Here is a 15,266-nt window from a genome sequence, read left to right as displayed (position 1 = left end):
ACCGACGAGTAAAGATGCGATGAGACTGGTGCAACTGTCACGGGAATCCCTTCATTTTCCTCCGCCAGAGATGGCGCTGCGCGAGCCAAACGGCCTGCTGGCGATGGGCGGCGATCTCTCCCCTGCCCGCTTGCTCAGCGCCTACCAGCGCGGTATTTTTCCCTGGTTTTCGCCTGGCGATCCCATTTTGTGGTGGTCGCCCGATCCGCGTGCGGTACTGCTGCCGGAATCTTTTCACCTCAGCCGCAGCATGGCGCGTTTTCATCGGCGTTCGCCGTTTCGCGTGACCATGAATCAGGCGTTTTTCGAGGTGGTCGAAGGCTGCGCCGCCGGTCGCCAGGAAGGGACATGGATCACTTTTGAAGTGAAGCGCGCCTGGCAGCGTCTCTATGAACTGGGGCACGCGCACTCGATAGAAGTGTGGCGGGATCAGCTGCTGGTCGGCGGCATGTACGGGCTCGCGCTGGGGCAGATTTTCTGCGGCGAATCGATGTTCAGCCGGTGCGAGAATGCCTCGAAAACCGCACTTCTGGTATTTTGCCAGCATTTCATCAAACATCAGGGCCGGCTGGTGGATTGCCAGGTTTTAAACCCGCACACGGCTTCGCTGGGCGCACGCGAGATCCCGCGCGCCGACTATCTGCAGTATGTTCAGTCCCTTGCCTGGCAGCCCGTCAGCGCCGGTTGCTGGCGCACCCAGACCCTTTTTTAAGCCTGCGCAGATGTTTTGCACACAAACAGACGTAAAAGTGGTATAATAGCCGCGTTTGGTATGTCGTCCGCGCTTCGCAACGGCGAGCCGGAATTGCCAGGCTGGGAATCACAACGCACTCCCGGAACTGTTTCAGATGAGCGCGTGTTACCGCCTACTGATGCAAATTCTTAGCCCGTTAATCCCCCGCAGACGTCACATAAACACCCGAATTTAACCGAGATGCTCGCGCCCCTCGCGCGAAGCACGGCGAAGCGTTGGCTTTACCGCCAACGTTTCTTTACATAAATCGTGGAATTCGGCATTATCTTGCCGGTTCACTGAAAGCTAGTCCACCCAGAGGATTCGATGGCTAAAGAAGACAATATTGAAATGCAAGGTACCGTACTTGATACGTTACCTAACACCATGTTCCGTGTAGAACTCGAAAACGGTCACGTGGTTACCGCTCATATCTCCGGTAAAATGCGCAAAAACTATATCCGCATCCTGACGGGCGACAAAGTAACTGTTGAGCTGACCCCGTACGACCTGAGCAAAGGCCGCATTGTCTTCCGTAGTCGCTAAGCGGCTTCGTTTCGCTTTCGCCGCCTGAACGGTGGCGAAAAAAAAGGCCAGATTCGCATCTGGCCTTTTCTATTTCTACCTCACGGCGCTTAGTGAACCGTGCCTTCCGTTTTGCGTTTTTCTGCGCTGAGGAAGTGATAGGTCAGCTGGTTCTTCTCTTTGTCGAGCGCCACCGAGACCGATCCGCCATCCACCAGCGAGCCGAAAAGCAATTCGTTGGCCAGCGGTTTCTTGAGGTTTTCCTGCACCGTACGCGCCATAGGACGGGCACCCATCGCCTTGTCGTAGCCTTTCTCCGCCAGCCAGTCGCGCGCTTCGTCGCTGACTTCCAGTGAGACGCCTTTCGCATCCAGCTGCGCCTGCAGTTCGACAATAAACTTGTCCACGACCTGATGGATCACTTCCGGTGACAGGTGACGGAACCAGATAATATTGTCGAGACGGTTGCGGAACTCCGGCGTAAAGATCTTTTTGATCTCTTCCATCGCATCGGTGCTGTTGTCCTGATGGATCAGACCAATCGATTTACGCTCGGTTTCACGTACGCCCGCATTGGTGGTCATTACCAGCACCACGTTGCGGAAATCCGCTTTACGGCCGTTATTGTCCGTCAGCATGCCGTTATCCATCACCTGCAGCAGCAGGTTAAAGACATCCGGATGCGCCTTCTCGATTTCGTCGAGCAGCACCACCGCATGCGGATGTTTGATCACCGCATCGGTCAGCAGACCGCCCTGGTCGAAGCCGACATAGCCCGGAGGCGCGCCTATCAGGCGGCTGACCGTATGACGTTCCATATACTCGGACATATCGAAACGCAGCAGCTCAATGCCCAGCGCTTTCGCCAGCTGTACCGTAACCTCAGTTTTCCCTACGCCAGTCGGTCCGGCGAACAGGAAGGAGCCAACAGGCTTGCGCTCCTGACCCAGCCCGGCGCGGCTCATTTTGATCGCTTCAGTCAGCGCTTCAATGGCGTTATCCTGGCCAAACACCAGCATTTTCAGGCGATCGCCGAGATTTTTCAGCGTGTCGCGGTCGGTTGCCGAAACGCTCTTCTCAGGAATACGCGCGATACGCGCCACCACGGACTCGATATCTGCCACGTTGATGGTTTTCTTGCGCTTGCTGGCTGGCATCAGACGCGCCCGCGCACCAGCTTCGTCGATCACATCGATCGCCTTATCCGGCAGATGACGGTCGTTGATATATTTCACCGCCAGTTCAACCGCTGCGCGCACCGCTTTCGCGGTATAGCGCACATCGTGGTGCGCTTCATATTTCGGCTTCAGCCCGTTCAGAATCTGAACGGTTTCGTCCATCGTCGGCTCAGTGATATCGATCTTCTGGAAGCGGCGCGCCAGAGCGCGATCTTTTTCGAAGATATTGCTGAACTCCTGATAGGTGGTGGAGCCCATCACGCGGATTTTACCGCTGGAGAGCAGCGGCTTAATCAGGTTAGCCGCATCCACCTGGCCGCCGGACGCCGCGCCTGCACCGATGATGGTATGGATCTCATCGATAAACAGGATGCTGCTGTTGTCCTGCTCCAGCTGTTTCAACAAGGCTTTGAAGCGCTTCTCAAAGTCGCCGCGATATTTCGTGCCCGCCAGCAGCGAACCGATATCGAGCGAATAGATGGTGCACTCCTTCATCACTTCCGGCACGTCGCCCTGCACGATACGCCAGGCCAGGCCTTCCGCAATAGCCGTTTTACCAACGCCCGATTCGCCCACCAGCAGCGGGTTGTTTTTACGACGACGGCACAGTACCTGAATGGTGCGCTCCAGCTCTTTGTCGCGACCAATCAGCGGATCGATTCCGCCGACGCGAGCAAGCTGATTGAGATTGGTGGTGAAGTTTTCCATACGATCCTCCCCGCCTGCTTGCTCTTCGTTAACCGGGTTCTCACTGTGCGGCGCCTGACCAGGTTCATCTTTGCGCGTACCGTGAGAAATGAAGTTCACCACGTCGAGACGGCTGACTTCATGTTTGCGCAGCAGATAAGCCGCTTGTGACTCCTGCTCGCTGAAGATGGCGACCAGCACATTGGCGCCGGAGACTTCGCTGCGACCCGATGACTGGACATGGAATACCGCGCGCTGCAATACGCGCTGGAAGCTGAGCGTGGGTTGAGTATCGCGCTCTCCTTCACTGGCGGGCAGCACCGGTGTGGTTTGTTCGATGAAAGCTTCGAGTTCTTGCCGCAGCGCGACAAGATCGACGGTACAGGCTTCCAGTGCCTCTCTGGCCGACGGGTTGCTGAGCAGTGCCAGCAACAAATGCTCGACGGTCATAAACTCATGACGGTGCTCACGCGCTCTGGCGAAAGCCATGTTTAAACTGAGTTCCAGTTCTTGATTGAGCATTAGGCACCTCCCCCAATTATCGCTCTGACAACCTCACCTTCGCTATATGAGGGCGAGTTCAGGCTTTTTCCAGCGTACACAGCAATGGATGCTGATTCTCCCGCGCGTAATTGTTCACCATAGCGACTTTGGTCTCCGCCACTTCGGCGGTAAAAACACCGCAGATCGCTTTCCCGTGGTAGTGAACTTTCAGCATCAGTTGCGTTGCACGTTCAACATCATAAGAAAAGAACTTTTGCAGAACGTCAATAACAAATTCCATAGGTGTATAATCGTCATTATTCAGAATGACTTTATACATAGAGGGCGGCTTGAGTCCCTCCTTCGCTTTGTCTTCGGCCAGGTGTTCAAAGTTAAGCCAGTCGTTAGTATTTGCCATAATGTTCCGTTGAAATTCTGCACATCGATACGGACGATTAACTGTCCATACGTAGAGTTTAACACGCTTGTCAAGCACCCCTCCGCCGCAGCGATTTTTTGCGGAAAAAACCGCGCGCGACCTGTATCACAAAATTCGCAATAGCGTTAACCGCTTCAAATTTTAATGATTTTATCCCCACGCTCTCCGGTGGTTTGCTTGACGCCAGGGTCTCTTTCTCTACATTCTACAGACACAAGCTGATTGAGTTTTAAACAAACTCGACCCCAGCTTCAATTTACTCACCTGGTTATCAAAATGTCTTGCGAGGGAAGTAAAAGCATGGAGACGGGTACTGTTAAATGGTTCAATAACGCTAAGGGCTTCGGCTTTATCTGTCCGATCGGTGGCGGAGAAGATATCTTCGCGCACTACTCTACGATTCAGATGGATGGTTACAGAACATTAAAAGCCGGCCAACAAGTTCAGTTTGATGTTCATCAAGGCCCGAAAGGCAATCATGCCAGCCTGATCGTGCCGGTGGACGCTGTACAGCACGCCTGAACTGCTATCACCCCATTCTGAACGCTCCCCCAAAAAATGCCAGCCGTGTCGCTGGCATTTTATTTTCTTGCGCACGTGCGGTTAATCCGCCTTGCCGCGCGCCAGCCACATGACGCGGGAAAACATCTGGCGCATCAGCGGCGGCATCGCCGCTTCTCCACGTTCGGCGGCGGCCGTCGCCACGGCGATTGCCAGCTCCGGCTTGGAGGCGTGCTGGAGAGCTTTGGTAATGATACGCCTGGGACTCATGGCAACATTTAACGGCAGATGCGCCATCTGCAGATAAACATCCTGGAAGCCCTCTTTGAAAAGAAAGTGCTCCATATCCAGCGCCGGCAGCTGGGTCAGATAGTGCTCGCTTTCATCATGCGGCTGAAGCTGGCTGCGCGTCGTCGCGGCATATTTATTGCCAGCGTCGTCTCCATCGGTCAGCACATGCCAGGCGATGCCCATGCGCGCAGCAAATTTCAGCAGCGGCTTCAGGCCGGATTGCGCAAACTCAATCACTTTTACCCCTTCCGCCGCGAAGTGGTAGCCGCACTGACGCGCCAGCTCATTGATAATCCACACCTCGGTTTCCCCTTCCACCAGCAGCCAGCAACGGGCGAACAGAGCCGACGGACGATTAACGCGAATATGAAAGCCGATACGGCGGCTCTCTTCCGCGCTAAGCCCCTGCGGGCCAATGCGCCAGGCGGCGACGCGCGTCGGCTCGCGCACCAGCCGGCAGACGTTTTCTACCGGCGTCAGCGACAGCAGCTCGCCAGAATTAGTGGTCGCAATTTTCTGCAGCGGAATAAGATCGAGCAGGTTCCAGGTCACTGACAGCATAATCGGATGCAGCCGGGTTTCCGGATCTTCAATAAGCAATAATGGACGCGCCTGAGGTGAGAGCGTCGCCGCGCCGCGCGCCTGCGCCAGCAGAACGAACATGCGCAGCAGAACGATCTGACGGCTGCGCGAATCGGTTTCGCCGATGAGCTGGTTGAGCCGATCCAGCGCGCGCCAGCCGTGCGCCCCGTCGCGCCCATGCGGATCGCTGCGCCGCGCGCGGCCGTCGGCGGGTTGCAGCACCAGAAAGTAGTGCTCCATCAGCTGCTGCATGGTCGCTACGCCCTGCCGCAGCGTTTCATCGCTGAGCTGATGCGGCTGCGATGCCAGCTGGCGCGTCAGGCTGTCGATATCCGCCGCTAAGGCGTTCAGCTGTGCGCTGCGCGCCTGCGCATCGCTTTCATCATGGCGCGAGCGTCGGCTAAAGCGCGCATCGCGCAGGCGCAGCACCGGATGCAGCCGCACCAGCTGCCTTATCGCCTCCTCGCTGCCCGCCAGCGGCAACACCTCGCCGTCAGCGCGCAAAAAGCGACGCGAAGCGGTAACCTCCGTTTCGCGTAGCCGCGCGCGGGTGCTGAAGTAGAGCCGCCGTACGCCCTGCGCGTCGCGCTGCCAGAACGGCGAGAAAAGCGCATCCTGCTCCTCGCCGTCATCGCGAAAATGGAACACGACCTGCAGCCGCCGCATCCGCGTCTCGCTGTTGCCTGGCGTGAAGTGAAAATCGTGCCGGGTGAACGGATAAAAGGTCTCCTGCGGGGCAAGCAGCAGGCTCATCGCGTCCAGCAAACTCGATTTACCCCAGGCGTTCTCCCCAATGAGTACGTTAGTCTGGGTAAGCGGCAGCGATAAATGATTAATGCCGCGAAACCCGGTAATTTCGATATGCTCCAGAATCATCGGCGTCCATCCTCAGGTTCAATCAGGCTGCTGTAATACAAGGGTTTACTCTATCAGGCTTTTTCGCTAGCGTGTCGGCACTCTCTGCAAGGAAAAGCATCTGTTATGTATTCTGGACTCCTTATCATTCTGCTGCCGCTGGTGGTGGGCTGGCTGCTGCCGCTGCATCAGCCCGCTTTCTTACGGCTGGTGAATCGCCTGCTGGGCTGGATGGTTTATATCATCCTGTTTTTTATGGGCATCAGTCTCGCCTTTCTCGACAACCTCAGCAGCAACCTGCTGAGCGTGTTTCATATCGCGCTGGTAAGCGCGCTGGCGATCCTGCTGTGCAACCTGCTGGCGCTGCGCCTGCTGGAAAAAAATCGCCCCTGGCAGCATAAGCACAAACAGGAAGCGCTGCCGTCGCGGCTGCGAATGGCGCTCGATTCGCTCACGCTGTGCGGCGTGGTGGTGGTGGGCTTTCTCACCGGGCTGACGCAGCTCTCCTTCTTACGCCACGCCTCAACGGCCAGCGAGTACGCGCTGATCTTTTTACTGTTTCTTGTCGGCATACAGCTGCGCGGCAGCGGCATGACGCTGCGTCAGATTCTGCTTAATCGCCGCGGCATGCTGGTATCGGTCGTGGTGCTGTTAAGCGCGCTGTTGGGCGGCGCGATTGCCGCCGCGCTGCTGGGGCTGCCGCTGAAAACCGGCCTGGCGCTGGCCAGCGGTTTCGGCTGGTATTCCCTCTCCGGCATCCTGATGACCGAGGCGTTCGGTCCGGTGATCGGCAGCGCCGCCTTTTTTAACGATCTGCTGCGCGAGCTGACCGCCATCATGCTGATCCCGGCCTTGATCGCCCGGCATCGCTCCTGCGCACTGGGTCTGTGCGGCGCGACGGCGATGGATTTCACCCTGCCGGTGCTGCAGCGTGCAGGCGGCAGTGAGATTGTCCCGGCGGCTATTGTGCACGGTTTTGTGATGAGCCTGCTGGCGCCGCTGCTGATCGCCTTTTTCTCCGCCTGAGGTACAACGCGTCTCTTCACGGTCAGTGCAACGCACTTTTTCACGGCTGGGGATGGAAAAGCTCGTCTAGTCTTTTTCTTTTGTCCGCCATCGGGAAGATGGCTTACCGCCAGAGGAGAACACGATGAAACAGACCGTTGCGGCGCTGATCGCGAAAACGCTGGAAAACGCAGGTGTCAAACGTATCTGGGGGGTGACCGGAGACTCCCTGAATGGGCTGAGCGACAGCCTGAACCGCATGGGCACCATCGAATGGATGCCGACGCGCCATGAAGAGGTCGCCGCCTTTGCCGCCGGCGCAGAGGCTCACGTCAGCGGTGAACTGGCGGTTTGCGCCGGTTCCTGCGGGCCTGGCAACCTGCACCTGATCAACGGCCTGTTCGATTGCCACCGCAACCGCGTGCCGGTGCTGGCGATCGCCGCGCATATTCCTTCCAGCGAGATTGGCAGCGGCTATTTTCAGGAGACCCATCCGCAGGAGCTGTTCCGCGAGTGCAGCCACTACTGCGAGCTGGTGTCCAGCCCGGAGCAGCTGCCGCAGGTGCTGGGCATCGCGATGCGCAAGGCGATCCTGAATCGCGGCGTATCCGTCGTGGTCTTGCCGGGCGACGTGGCATTGAAGCCTGCGCCGGAGAGCGCCTCTGCCGAGTGGTATCCTCCGCAGCTGCCGCAGGTTGTGCCGCAGGAGAGCGAGCTGGCACTGCTGGCGCAAACCCTGAACGATGCCGGCAATATCACGTTACTGTGCGGCAGCGGCTGCGCTGGCGCGCATGACGACGTGGTGCGGCTGGCGGAGACGCTCAAGGCGCCGATAGTCCATGCGCTGCGTGGCAAAGAGCACCTTGAGTATGACAACCCCTATGATGTCGGCATGACTGGGCTGATCGGCTTCTCCTCCGGTTATCACGCCATGATGAATGCCGATACGCTGCTGCTGCTCGGCACCAAATTCCCCTATCGCGCCTTCTATCCGGAACACGCGAAAATCATTCAGATTGATATCAATCCCGGTAGTCTCGGCGCGCACTGCCACCTCGATCAGGCGTATGTCGGTGCTGTGAAGCCGACGCTGCAGGCGCTGCTGCCGCGACTGGAGAAGAAAATCGATCGCCATCATCTCGACAGCGCGCTGGAACATTACGCCGATGCGCGCAAAGGGCTGGATGAGCTGGCCAACGCCAACGACAAACAGGCGATTCATCCGCAGTATCTGGCGCAGCAGATTAGCCACTACGCCAGCGATGACGCGATTTTCACCTGCGACGTCGGCACGCCCACCGTCTGGGCCGCGCGCTATCTGAAGATGAACGGACGTCGTCGCCTGCTGGGCTCTTTCAACCACGGTTCGATGGCTAACGCCATGCCGCAGGCGCTTGGCGCTCAGGCGCTGAACCGCGATCGTCAGGTGGTGGCGCTGTGCGGCGACGGCGGCTTCAGCATGCTGATGGGCGACTTTATTACCCTGGCGCAGCTCAAGCTGCCGGTGAAGCTGGTGATCTTTAACAACAGCGTACTGGGCTTTGTCGCCATGGAGATGAAGGCGGGCGGCTACCTCACCGACGGCACCGAGCTGGATAACCCTGACTTCGCCGCCATCGCCGAAGCCTGCGGCATTAAGGGCATCCGCGTGGAAAAAGCGTCTGAGCTTAACGGCGCGCTGGAGCAGGCCTTTGCCCATCCCGGCCCGGTGCTGGTAGATGTCATCACCGCCAAAGAGGAGCTGGCGATGCCGCCGCAAATCAAGATGGAGCAGGCGAAAGGCTTCAGCATCTATATGCTGCGTGCGATTCTGAATGGTCGCGGCGACGAAGTCGTGGAGCTGGCGAAAACCAACTGGCTGCGGTAAAAGAGAAAGAGAACGGCGGGCGTTGATGCGCTTTTCAGCGCGCTGGAAGTCTGAAAAGTGGGTGTCATCATGGGCAGAAGAGCAAAGCGTCCCGCGTCAGGGATGCCTTGCGCATCTTTGCGATCTGCTCATGTCACCCGCTTCGGCACCTGTTGTTAATCTTAACGGGCGTTTACGCCCGTTTTTCTTTTCTCAGGAGAGCAACGTGATCGATTTACGCAGTGATACCGTAACCCGGCCCAGCGCCGCGATGTTGCAGGCGATGATGGCCGCCGAAACCGGCGACGACGTCTATCGCGACGACCCGACCGTGAACGCGCTTGAGGCAGAAGCCGCGCGCCTCAGCGGCAAAGAGGCCGCGCTATTCTTCCCTACCGGCACCCAGGCGAATCTGGTTGCGCTGCTGAGCCACTGCGAGCGCGGCGATGAATATATCGTCGGCCAGCAGGCGCATAACTACAAATATGAAGCGGGCGGCGCGGCGGTGCTGGGCAGCATTCAGCCGCAGCCGATCCTTGCCGCCGAAGATGGCACGCTGCCGCTCGATTTAGTCGCGGCCGCCATCAAGCCGGACGATATTCACTTCGCGCGGACTCGCCTGCTCAGCCTGGAAAATACTCATCACGGTAAGGTGCTGCCGCTCGACTATCTCGCCCGCGCCTATGCGTTCAGCCGCGAACGTAAACTGGCGCTGCATATCGACGGCGCGCGCATCTTTAACGCGGTGGTGGCGCAAAACGTTACGCTGGAAGCGATCGCGCGCTACTGCGATACCCTGACTATCTGCCTGTCGAAAGGGCTGGGCACGCCGGTGGGATCGCTGCTGTGCGGCGATAAGGCCTATATCGAACGCGCCCGCCGCTGGCGCAAAATGGCAGGCGGCGGTATGCGCCAGGCGGGTATTCTGGCGGCGGCCGGTCTCTATGCGCTGCAGCACAATGTGGCACGTCTGAAGCAGGATCACGACAACGCCGCGTGGCTCGGCCAGCAGCTGCAGCAGGCGGGCGTTGAGGTGGTAGATCAGCAGACTAATATGCTGTTCGTGCGCGTGCCCGCCGAGCAGGTCCAGGCACTGCAAAGCTGGTTCGCCCAGCGCGACGTATTGTTAAGCGTCGGGCCGGTGACGCGTATCGTGACGCATCTTGATGTCGATCGTCATGCGCTGGAGCAGCTGGTGGCGCACTGGAAAGCGTTCCTGCAGCGTTAACCGCCATACTTCTCCAGCAGCGCTTCGGCAATCGCCAGCGTTTCCGCGTCCGGCAAACCGCGATAGTCCGCCGGACGAAAATGCATCTGAAACGCCGCGATCAGCTGCTGTTGCTGGCGCGGCGTGGTCGCGCCGCTGACGTCATAGCCGTAGCGCGACAGCGCCGACAGCAGCGTTTCTGTTTCTACCGGCGCTGTTGCCGCCCTTCCCGCTAAATAACGCTGCACGCGAGCCGCCTCCGGCCAGGCGCCGATGCCCTGCTGCGCCAGCTGACGCCAGGGAAACCGCGGACCGGGGTCCTGCTTGCGCTGCGGCGCGACATCGCTGTGGCCCACAATATTCTCCGGCGCAATGGCGTAGCGTTGAGCAATATCCTTCAGCAAGGGTATCAGCGCGGCGATCTGCGCGTCGGTAAAGGGCTGCCAGTCGCGCCCGGTTAACGTGCGCGTGTAGCCGCGGTTCACCAGCTCAATGCCGATCGAGGTATCGTTAATGCGCGTTGCGCCGCGCCAGAAGCTGGGGCCGGCATGCCAGGCGAGCTGGCTCTCCGGCACCAGCTGCCAGACCACATGTTTTCCGGCGCGCTGCGGCGGCTGGCGAGGAATAAGGTAGTGGGCGCTGACGTCGCGATCGGTCAGCGTCGCCAGCGAAGAGGGAAAATCTTCGGCGGTATAGTGGATGACAACCACTTTAATACGCGGCCTGGCGCCATAAGCGGGATGCTGCGTATCGACCCAGTAGCCCTGCCGCGATTCTATCCCGCTCTGGCATCCCGCCAGCAGCAGCGTCAGCGCCGCCAGCAACAGCCTCAACGCAGGATCACCGCCGTGCCGGTCACGCTGACCATCAGCATGCTGCCGTCCTTGCCTACGGTTTCGTAATCGATATCAATACCGACCACCGCGTTGGCGCCCAGCGATTTCGCCTGCGCTTCCAGCTCTTCAAAGGCGATTTCACGCGCCTTGCGCAGCTCTTTCTCATAGGCGCCGGAACGTCCGCCGACCACATCGCGGATACCGGCGAAAAAGTCGCGGAAAATGTTCGCGCCGAGGATAGCTTCGCCGGTAACGACGCCGCAGTAATCGCTGATGCTGTGTCCTTCCAGGGTGGGCGTGGTGGAAAATTTCATCGCTCTCTCCTTATATGAAATGGCGTGCAAGGCTCTTTCGACTAAAAAGCACGGCTATACTCTATGCTAAAAATGACGCTTTGCCAGAGACAATAAGGAAATCGAGATGAGAAACAAAGCCTTTGCGCTGCTGCTTCCCGCCGCACTGCTGCTCTCCGCCTGTACGACGGTCGAGCCGGTGATCAAGGACAATGGCCCACGCACCGCACCCTGCGTCGACGGCGGCCCTGACAGCGTCGCGCAGCAATTTTACGATCTGCGCATCCAGCAGCCGACGCAAGGCCTGCCCGGCAGCGATCAGCTGGCGAAGTACCGCCCTTACCTGAGCGAACGCCTCTATCAGGCGCTACAACAGGCGAACGCGCAAGGCAGCAATACTACGGCGCAGTGGCGCAGCGGCGATCTCTTCTCCAGCCTGCCGCAAGGGCCAACCGCCGCCAGCGTGGCGGACAGCTCGACTATCCCGAACCGCGACGCGCGTAATATTCCGCTGCGCGTCGAGCTGAGCCGCGACGGTAAAAGCTGGCAGGACGAGGTGTTGATGATCCGCGAAGGCACCTGCTGGGTCGTGGATGACGTGCGCTACGTCGCTGACTGGCCGCATCCGGGCGGCGGTACGCTGAGCCAGGCGTTAGAACAGACAAAGAAATAACCCTCAGGTTTTATGACGCGCGCCGCTGAACAGCGGCGCGTTTTTTTACATCATCGCCGCCTGCCTGGCCTGGCGACGTTGAGTGGCGCGATATTGTGCTACCCTTTAACTGTTTCTCTGCGGTTTAATAAATTTTAACCCACTTCATTTGCATAACTATTCTGGTGCGGTTAAGATTCGCGGCACTAATGGCTATTCAAAATTTGCGCATGAGTATTCAACTAAACGGGATTAACTGCTTTTACGGCGCCCACCAGGCGCTGTTTGACATCAATCTGGATTGCCCGCAAGGCGAAACGCTGGTGCTGCTCGGCCCAAGCGGCGCGGGGAAAAGTTCACTCCTGCGCGTGCTTAACCTGCTGGAGCAGCCTCGCTCAGGCAGCCTGAAAATCGCCGGTAATCATTTCGACTTCAATAAAACGCCCTCTGACGCCGCTATCCGCGAACTGCGTCAGAATGTCGGTATGGTCTTCCAGCAATATAACCTCTGGCCGCATCTGACCGTGGTGCAGAACCTGATCGAAGCGCCATGCCGCGTGCTGGGCCTCAGCAAAGCGGATGCCCGCGCGCGCGCCGACAAGCTGCTGGATCGCCTGCGCCTCACGCCCTACGCCGATCGTTTTCCGCTGCACCTCTCCGGCGGCCAGCAGCAGCGTGTCGCCATCGCGCGCGCCCTGATGATGGAGCCGCAGGTGCTGCTGTTCGATGAGCCGACCGCCGCGCTTGATCCGGAAATTACCGCGCAGATCGTCAGCATTATCCGCGAACTCGCCCAGACGCACATTACCCAGGTTATCGTTACGCACGAGGTAGAAGTCGCCCGTAAAACCGCCAGCCGCGTGGTCTATATGGAGAACGGCCATATCGTGGAACAGGGTGACGCCAGCCGATTTACACAGCCGCAAACCGAGGCGTTTGCACATTATCTTTCGCACTAAGTCAGGAAGCTCTAAATGAAAAAAATCGTCCTTGCTGCACTGCTTGCTGGTCTGAGCCTGAGCGCGTCTGCTGCCCAGACTATTCGCTTCGCCACCGAAGCCTCCTATCCTCCGTTTGAGTTTGTCGATTCCAGCAACAAGATTCAGGGCTTTGACGTCGACCTGGCGAATGCGCTCTGTAAAGAGATGAACGCGACCTGCACCTTTACCAACCAGGCGTTCGACAGCCTGATCCCGAGCCTGAAGTTCCGCCGTTTCGATGCGGTGATGGCCGGTATGGATATCACCCCGGAACGTGAAAAGCAGGTGCTGTTCAGCAAGCCTTACTATGACAACTCCGCGCTGTTTATCGCGCAGAAAGGCAAGGTGGCCGATGTGGCCGCGCTGAAAGGCAAGCGCGTCGGCGTACAGAACGGCACGACGCACCAGAAATACCTTAACGATCAGCATGCCGACATCACCACTGTGCCTTACGACAGCTACCAGAACGCGGTGCTGGATCTGAAAAACGGCCGTATCGATGCGGTATTCGGCGACACCGCGGTCGTTAACGAGTGGCTGAAGCAGAACGCCAGCCTGGCGGCGGTCGGCGACAAAGTGACGGACAAAGCTTACTTCGGCACAGGTCTCGGCATCGCCGTACGTCAGGGCAACACCGATCTGCAGGCGAAGTTTGACGCCGCGCTGGATAAGGTGAAGGCCGATGGCACTTACAAAACCATCTACAGCAAATGGTTCCAGCAGTAATTACCGATGAGTGAGTTCTATCCTCTCGCCAGCGCCGCCGGCATGACCGTCGGCCTCGCTGTTTGCGCCCTGATCGCCGGCCTTGCGCTGGCGATGATTTTTGCCGGCTGGGAATCGCTGCGGTTTAAGCCGCTGGCGTGGATCGGCACGGCGCTGGTAACGCTGATCCGCGGACTGCCGGAGATCCTGGTGGTGCTGTTTATCTACTTCGGCGCTTCGCAGCTGCTGCTGGTGCTTTCCGACGGCTTTACCCTGAATTTTGGCCTGTTTAAGCTGCCGGTGCAGGTGGCGATCGAAAACTTCGACGTCAGTCCGTTTCTGTGTGGGGTCATCGCGCTGGCGATCCTCTACTCCGCCTACGCCTCGCAAACTCTGCGCGGCGCGCTGAAGGCGGTGCCGCAGGGTCAATGGGAGTCGGGTCAGGCGCTGGGCATGAAAAAGTCCGCTATTTTTCTGCGTCTGATTATGCCGCAGATGTGGCGTCACGCGCTGCCGGGCCTCGGCAACCAGTGGCTGGTGCTGCTGAAAGATACTGCGCTGGTATCGCTGATCAGCGTTAACGATCTGATGCTGCAAACCAAAAGCATTGCGACCCGCACCCAGGAGCCTTTTACCTGGTTTCTGATTGCGGCGGCCATCTATCTGGTGATTACGCTGCTGAGCCAGGCGGTGCTGCGCCGTATCGAGCTGCGCACTACCCGCTTCGAGCGAGGAAATAGCTGATGCTGAGCTACCTGCCTGAGATCCTGAAAGGGCTGCATACCAGCCTGACGCTGACGCTGGCGTCGCTGCTGGTGGCGCTGGTTCTGGCGCTGCTTTTTACCGTCGTGTTGTCGCTGAAAACGCCGCTGCTGAATCCGCTGGTGAAAATATATATCACCCTGTTTACCGGCACGCCGCTGCTGGTGCAGATCTTCCTGATCTACTACGGCCCCGGCCAGTTTCCCAGCCTGCAAAGCATTCCCTGGCTGTGGCATCTGCTGTCGCAGCCGTGGCTCTGCGCCATGCTGGCGCTGTCGCTTAACAGCGCCGCCTATACTACGCAGCTCTTTTACGGCGCGATGCGCGCCATTCCGGCAGGTCAGTGGCAATCCTGCGCCGCGCTGGGAATGAGCCGTAAAGATACGCTGCGCATTCTGCTGCCCTATGCGTTTAAACGCGCCCTCTCCTCCTACTCCAACGAGGTGGTGCTGGTGTTTAAAGGCACATCGCTTGCCTACACCATTACGCTGATGGAAGTGATGGGCCACGGTCAGCTGCTCTACGGCCGCACCTATGACGTGATGGTGTTCGCCGCCGCCGGACTGGTTTATCTGGTGGTGAATGGTCTGTTGACGCTGATGATGCGGCTGATTGAGCGGCGCGCGCTGGCCTTTGAGCGCAGAAGTTAATATCCAGGCGAGCAATGCTCGCCTTTTTAATTTTTTACTCACAAATATTGCATAAG

16 protein-coding genes are annotated in these 15,266 nt (G+C 58.6%); 11 read left to right on the top strand and 5 right to left on the bottom strand.

What is annotated here, in order from left to right:
• Nucleotides 1-19: 19 nt before the first annotated feature.
• A complete protein-coding gene (aat, locus tag EKL29_RS01020) occupies nucleotides 20-712 on the top strand; it encodes a leucyl/phenylalanyl-tRNA--protein transferase (protein ID WP_126688624.1) in 693 nt (230 codons plus the stop codon).
• Between the two features lie 348 nt (nucleotides 713-1,060).
• The gene (gene infA, locus EKL29_RS01015; protein WP_002211347.1) at nucleotides 1,061-1,279 is read left to right on the top strand and encodes a translation initiation factor IF-1; all 219 of its coding nucleotides are present in this window, start codon (nucleotides 1,061-1,063) and stop codon (nucleotides 1,277-1,279) included.
• Nucleotides 1,280-1,368: 89 nt separating this feature from the next.
• Here the strand turns inward: infA and clpA are convergent, their stop codons facing one another.
• Both clpA and clpS read right to left on the bottom strand, forming a co-directional pair.
• Nucleotides 1,369-3,645 carry an ATP-dependent Clp protease ATP-binding subunit ClpA gene (gene clpA, locus EKL29_RS01010; protein ID WP_120451766.1) on the bottom strand — a complete coding sequence of 759 codons (2,277 nt, stop codon included), beginning with the start codon at nucleotides 3,643-3,645 and terminating at the stop codon, nucleotides 1,369-1,371.
• 58 nt (nucleotides 3,646-3,703) lie between these two features.
• Nucleotides 3,704-4,024 (bottom strand): ATP-dependent Clp protease adapter ClpS, encoded by a 321-nt coding sequence (gene clpS / locus EKL29_RS01005; RefSeq protein WP_120451764.1) that lies wholly within the window; start codon nucleotides 4,022-4,024, stop codon nucleotides 3,704-3,706.
• A gap of 321 nt (nucleotides 4,025-4,345) precedes the next feature.
• On the opposite strand from clpS, the gene cspD reads away from it, so the two are divergent.
• Complete coding sequence (cspD, locus tag EKL29_RS01000) at nucleotides 4,346-4,567, top strand: cold shock-like protein CspD (RefSeq protein WP_103795338.1); 222 nt, start codon at nucleotides 4,346-4,348, stop codon at nucleotides 4,565-4,567.
• 81 nt (nucleotides 4,568-4,648) lie between these two features.
• Here cspD and EKL29_RS00995 read toward each other — a convergent pair whose 3' ends face one another.
• Nucleotides 4,649-6,295 carry an ATP-dependent endonuclease gene (locus EKL29_RS00995; RefSeq protein WP_120451762.1) on the bottom strand — a complete coding sequence of 549 codons (1,647 nt, stop codon included), beginning with the start codon at nucleotides 6,293-6,295 and terminating at the stop codon, nucleotides 4,649-4,651.
• Nucleotides 6,296-6,400: 105 nt separating this feature from the next.
• On the opposite strand from EKL29_RS00995, the gene EKL29_RS00990 reads away from it, so the two are divergent.
• The 3 genes from EKL29_RS00990 to ltaE all read left to right on the top strand — a co-directional run bounded on the left by EKL29_RS00990 (nucleotide 6,401) and on the right by ltaE (nucleotide 10,353).
• Nucleotides 6,401-7,300 (top strand): lysine exporter LysO family protein, encoded by a 900-nt coding sequence (locus tag EKL29_RS00990; protein ID WP_120451760.1) that lies wholly within the window; start codon nucleotides 6,401-6,403, stop codon nucleotides 7,298-7,300.
• A gap of 124 nt (nucleotides 7,301-7,424) precedes the next feature.
• Nucleotides 7,425-9,146 carry a ubiquinone-dependent pyruvate dehydrogenase gene (poxB, locus tag EKL29_RS00985; RefSeq protein WP_120451758.1) on the top strand — a complete coding sequence of 574 codons (1,722 nt, stop codon included), beginning with the start codon at nucleotides 7,425-7,427 and terminating at the stop codon, nucleotides 9,144-9,146.
• Nucleotides 9,147-9,351: 205 nt separating this feature from the next.
• Nucleotides 9,352-10,353 (top strand): low-specificity L-threonine aldolase, encoded by a 1,002-nt coding sequence (gene ltaE / locus EKL29_RS00980; protein WP_126688623.1) that lies wholly within the window; start codon nucleotides 9,352-9,354, stop codon nucleotides 10,351-10,353.
• Here ltaE and EKL29_RS00975 read toward each other — a convergent pair.
• Together EKL29_RS00975 and EKL29_RS00970 are read right to left on the bottom strand one after the other, a co-directional pair.
• Nucleotides 10,350-11,165, bottom strand: coding sequence for an N-acetylmuramoyl-L-alanine amidase (locus EKL29_RS00975; protein WP_126688622.1), 816 nt, complete (start codon nucleotides 11,163-11,165; stop codon nucleotides 10,350-10,352). The two genes, ltaE and EKL29_RS00975, sit on opposite strands and share 4 nt — an antisense overlap.
• On the bottom strand, nucleotides 11,162-11,482 hold the full coding sequence (locus EKL29_RS00970; RefSeq protein WP_120451752.1) for a heavy metal-binding domain-containing protein: 321 nt from the start codon (nucleotides 11,480-11,482) through the stop codon (nucleotides 11,162-11,164). The genes EKL29_RS00975 and EKL29_RS00970 overlap by 4 nt, the downstream gene beginning before the upstream one ends.
• Before the next feature lie 106 nt (nucleotides 11,483-11,588).
• On the opposite strand from EKL29_RS00970, the gene EKL29_RS00965 reads away from it, so the two are divergent.
• From EKL29_RS00965 to artM, 5 genes are all read left to right on the top strand, one after another.
• Nucleotides 11,589-12,134, top strand: a complete 546-nt coding sequence (locus tag EKL29_RS00965) for a lipoprotein (protein WP_126688621.1) — start codon at nucleotides 11,589-11,591, stop codon at nucleotides 12,132-12,134.
• Nucleotides 12,135-12,343: 209 nt separating this feature from the next.
• Nucleotides 12,344-13,072, top strand: a complete 729-nt coding sequence (gene artP / locus EKL29_RS00960; protein ID WP_120451747.1) for an arginine ABC transporter ATP-binding protein ArtP — start codon at nucleotides 12,344-12,346, stop codon at nucleotides 13,070-13,072.
• 15 nt (nucleotides 13,073-13,087) lie between these two features.
• Nucleotides 13,088-13,819, top strand: a complete 732-nt coding sequence (gene artJ / locus EKL29_RS00955) for an arginine ABC transporter substrate-binding protein (RefSeq protein ID WP_126688620.1) — start codon at nucleotides 13,088-13,090, stop codon at nucleotides 13,817-13,819.
• A gap of 6 nt (nucleotides 13,820-13,825) precedes the next feature.
• Nucleotides 13,826-14,542, top strand: coding sequence for an arginine ABC transporter permease ArtQ (gene artQ / locus EKL29_RS00950; protein ID WP_120451743.1), 717 nt, complete (start codon nucleotides 13,826-13,828; stop codon nucleotides 14,540-14,542).
• The gene (gene artM / locus EKL29_RS00945; RefSeq protein WP_126688619.1) at nucleotides 14,542-15,210 is read left to right on the top strand and encodes an arginine ABC transporter permease ArtM; all 669 of its coding nucleotides are present in this window, start codon (nucleotides 14,542-14,544) and stop codon (nucleotides 15,208-15,210) included. Before artQ ends, artM begins: the two co-directional genes overlap by 1 nt.
• Nucleotides 15,211-15,266: the final 56 nt, after the last annotated feature.

Origin of the sequence: Pantoea sp. YU22, from assembly GCF_003970755.1 — a bacterium.
GTDB classification, from domain to species: Bacteria; Pseudomonadota; Gammaproteobacteria; order Enterobacterales; family Enterobacteriaceae; genus Pantoea; species Pantoea piersonii.
The sequence above is the reverse complement of the archived record's forward strand: the minus strand, read 5'-3'. Positions and strand labels throughout refer to the sequence as shown.

Excerpts from the sequence above, each read along its gene's own strand:
- aat (WP_126688624.1), top strand. The coding sequence starts at position 20 with ATGAGACTGGTGCAACTGTCACGGGAATCCCTTCATTTTCCTCCGCCA.
- infA (WP_002211347.1), top strand. The coding sequence starts at position 1,061 with ATGGCTAAAGAAGACAATATTGAAATGCAAGGTACCGTACTTGATACG.
- clpA (WP_120451766.1), bottom strand. The coding sequence starts at position 3,645 with ATGCTCAATCAAGAACTGGAACTCAGTTTAAACATGGCTTTCGCCAGA.
- clpS (WP_120451764.1), bottom strand. The coding sequence starts at position 4,024 with ATGGCAAATACTAACGACTGGCTTAACTTTGAACACCTGGCCGAAGAC.
- cspD (WP_103795338.1), top strand. The coding sequence starts at position 4,346 with ATGGAGACGGGTACTGTTAAATGGTTCAATAACGCTAAGGGCTTCGGC.
- EKL29_RS00995 (WP_120451762.1), bottom strand. The coding sequence starts at position 6,295 with ATGATTCTGGAGCATATCGAAATTACCGGGTTTCGCGGCATTAATCAT.
- EKL29_RS00990 (WP_120451760.1), top strand. The coding sequence starts at position 6,401 with ATGTATTCTGGACTCCTTATCATTCTGCTGCCGCTGGTGGTGGGCTGG.
- poxB (WP_120451758.1), top strand. The coding sequence starts at position 7,425 with ATGAAACAGACCGTTGCGGCGCTGATCGCGAAAACGCTGGAAAACGCA.
- EKL29_RS00970 (WP_120451752.1), bottom strand. The coding sequence starts at position 11,482 with ATGAAATTTTCCACCACGCCCACCCTGGAAGGACACAGCATCAGCGAT.
- EKL29_RS00965 (WP_126688621.1), top strand. The coding sequence starts at position 11,589 with ATGAGAAACAAAGCCTTTGCGCTGCTGCTTCCCGCCGCACTGCTGCTC.
- artP (WP_120451747.1), top strand. The coding sequence starts at position 12,344 with ATGAGTATTCAACTAAACGGGATTAACTGCTTTTACGGCGCCCACCAG.
- artJ (WP_126688620.1), top strand. The coding sequence starts at position 13,088 with ATGAAAAAAATCGTCCTTGCTGCACTGCTTGCTGGTCTGAGCCTGAGC.
- artQ (WP_120451743.1), top strand. The coding sequence starts at position 13,826 with ATGAGTGAGTTCTATCCTCTCGCCAGCGCCGCCGGCATGACCGTCGGC.
- artM (WP_126688619.1), top strand. The coding sequence starts at position 14,542 with ATGCTGAGCTACCTGCCTGAGATCCTGAAAGGGCTGCATACCAGCCTG.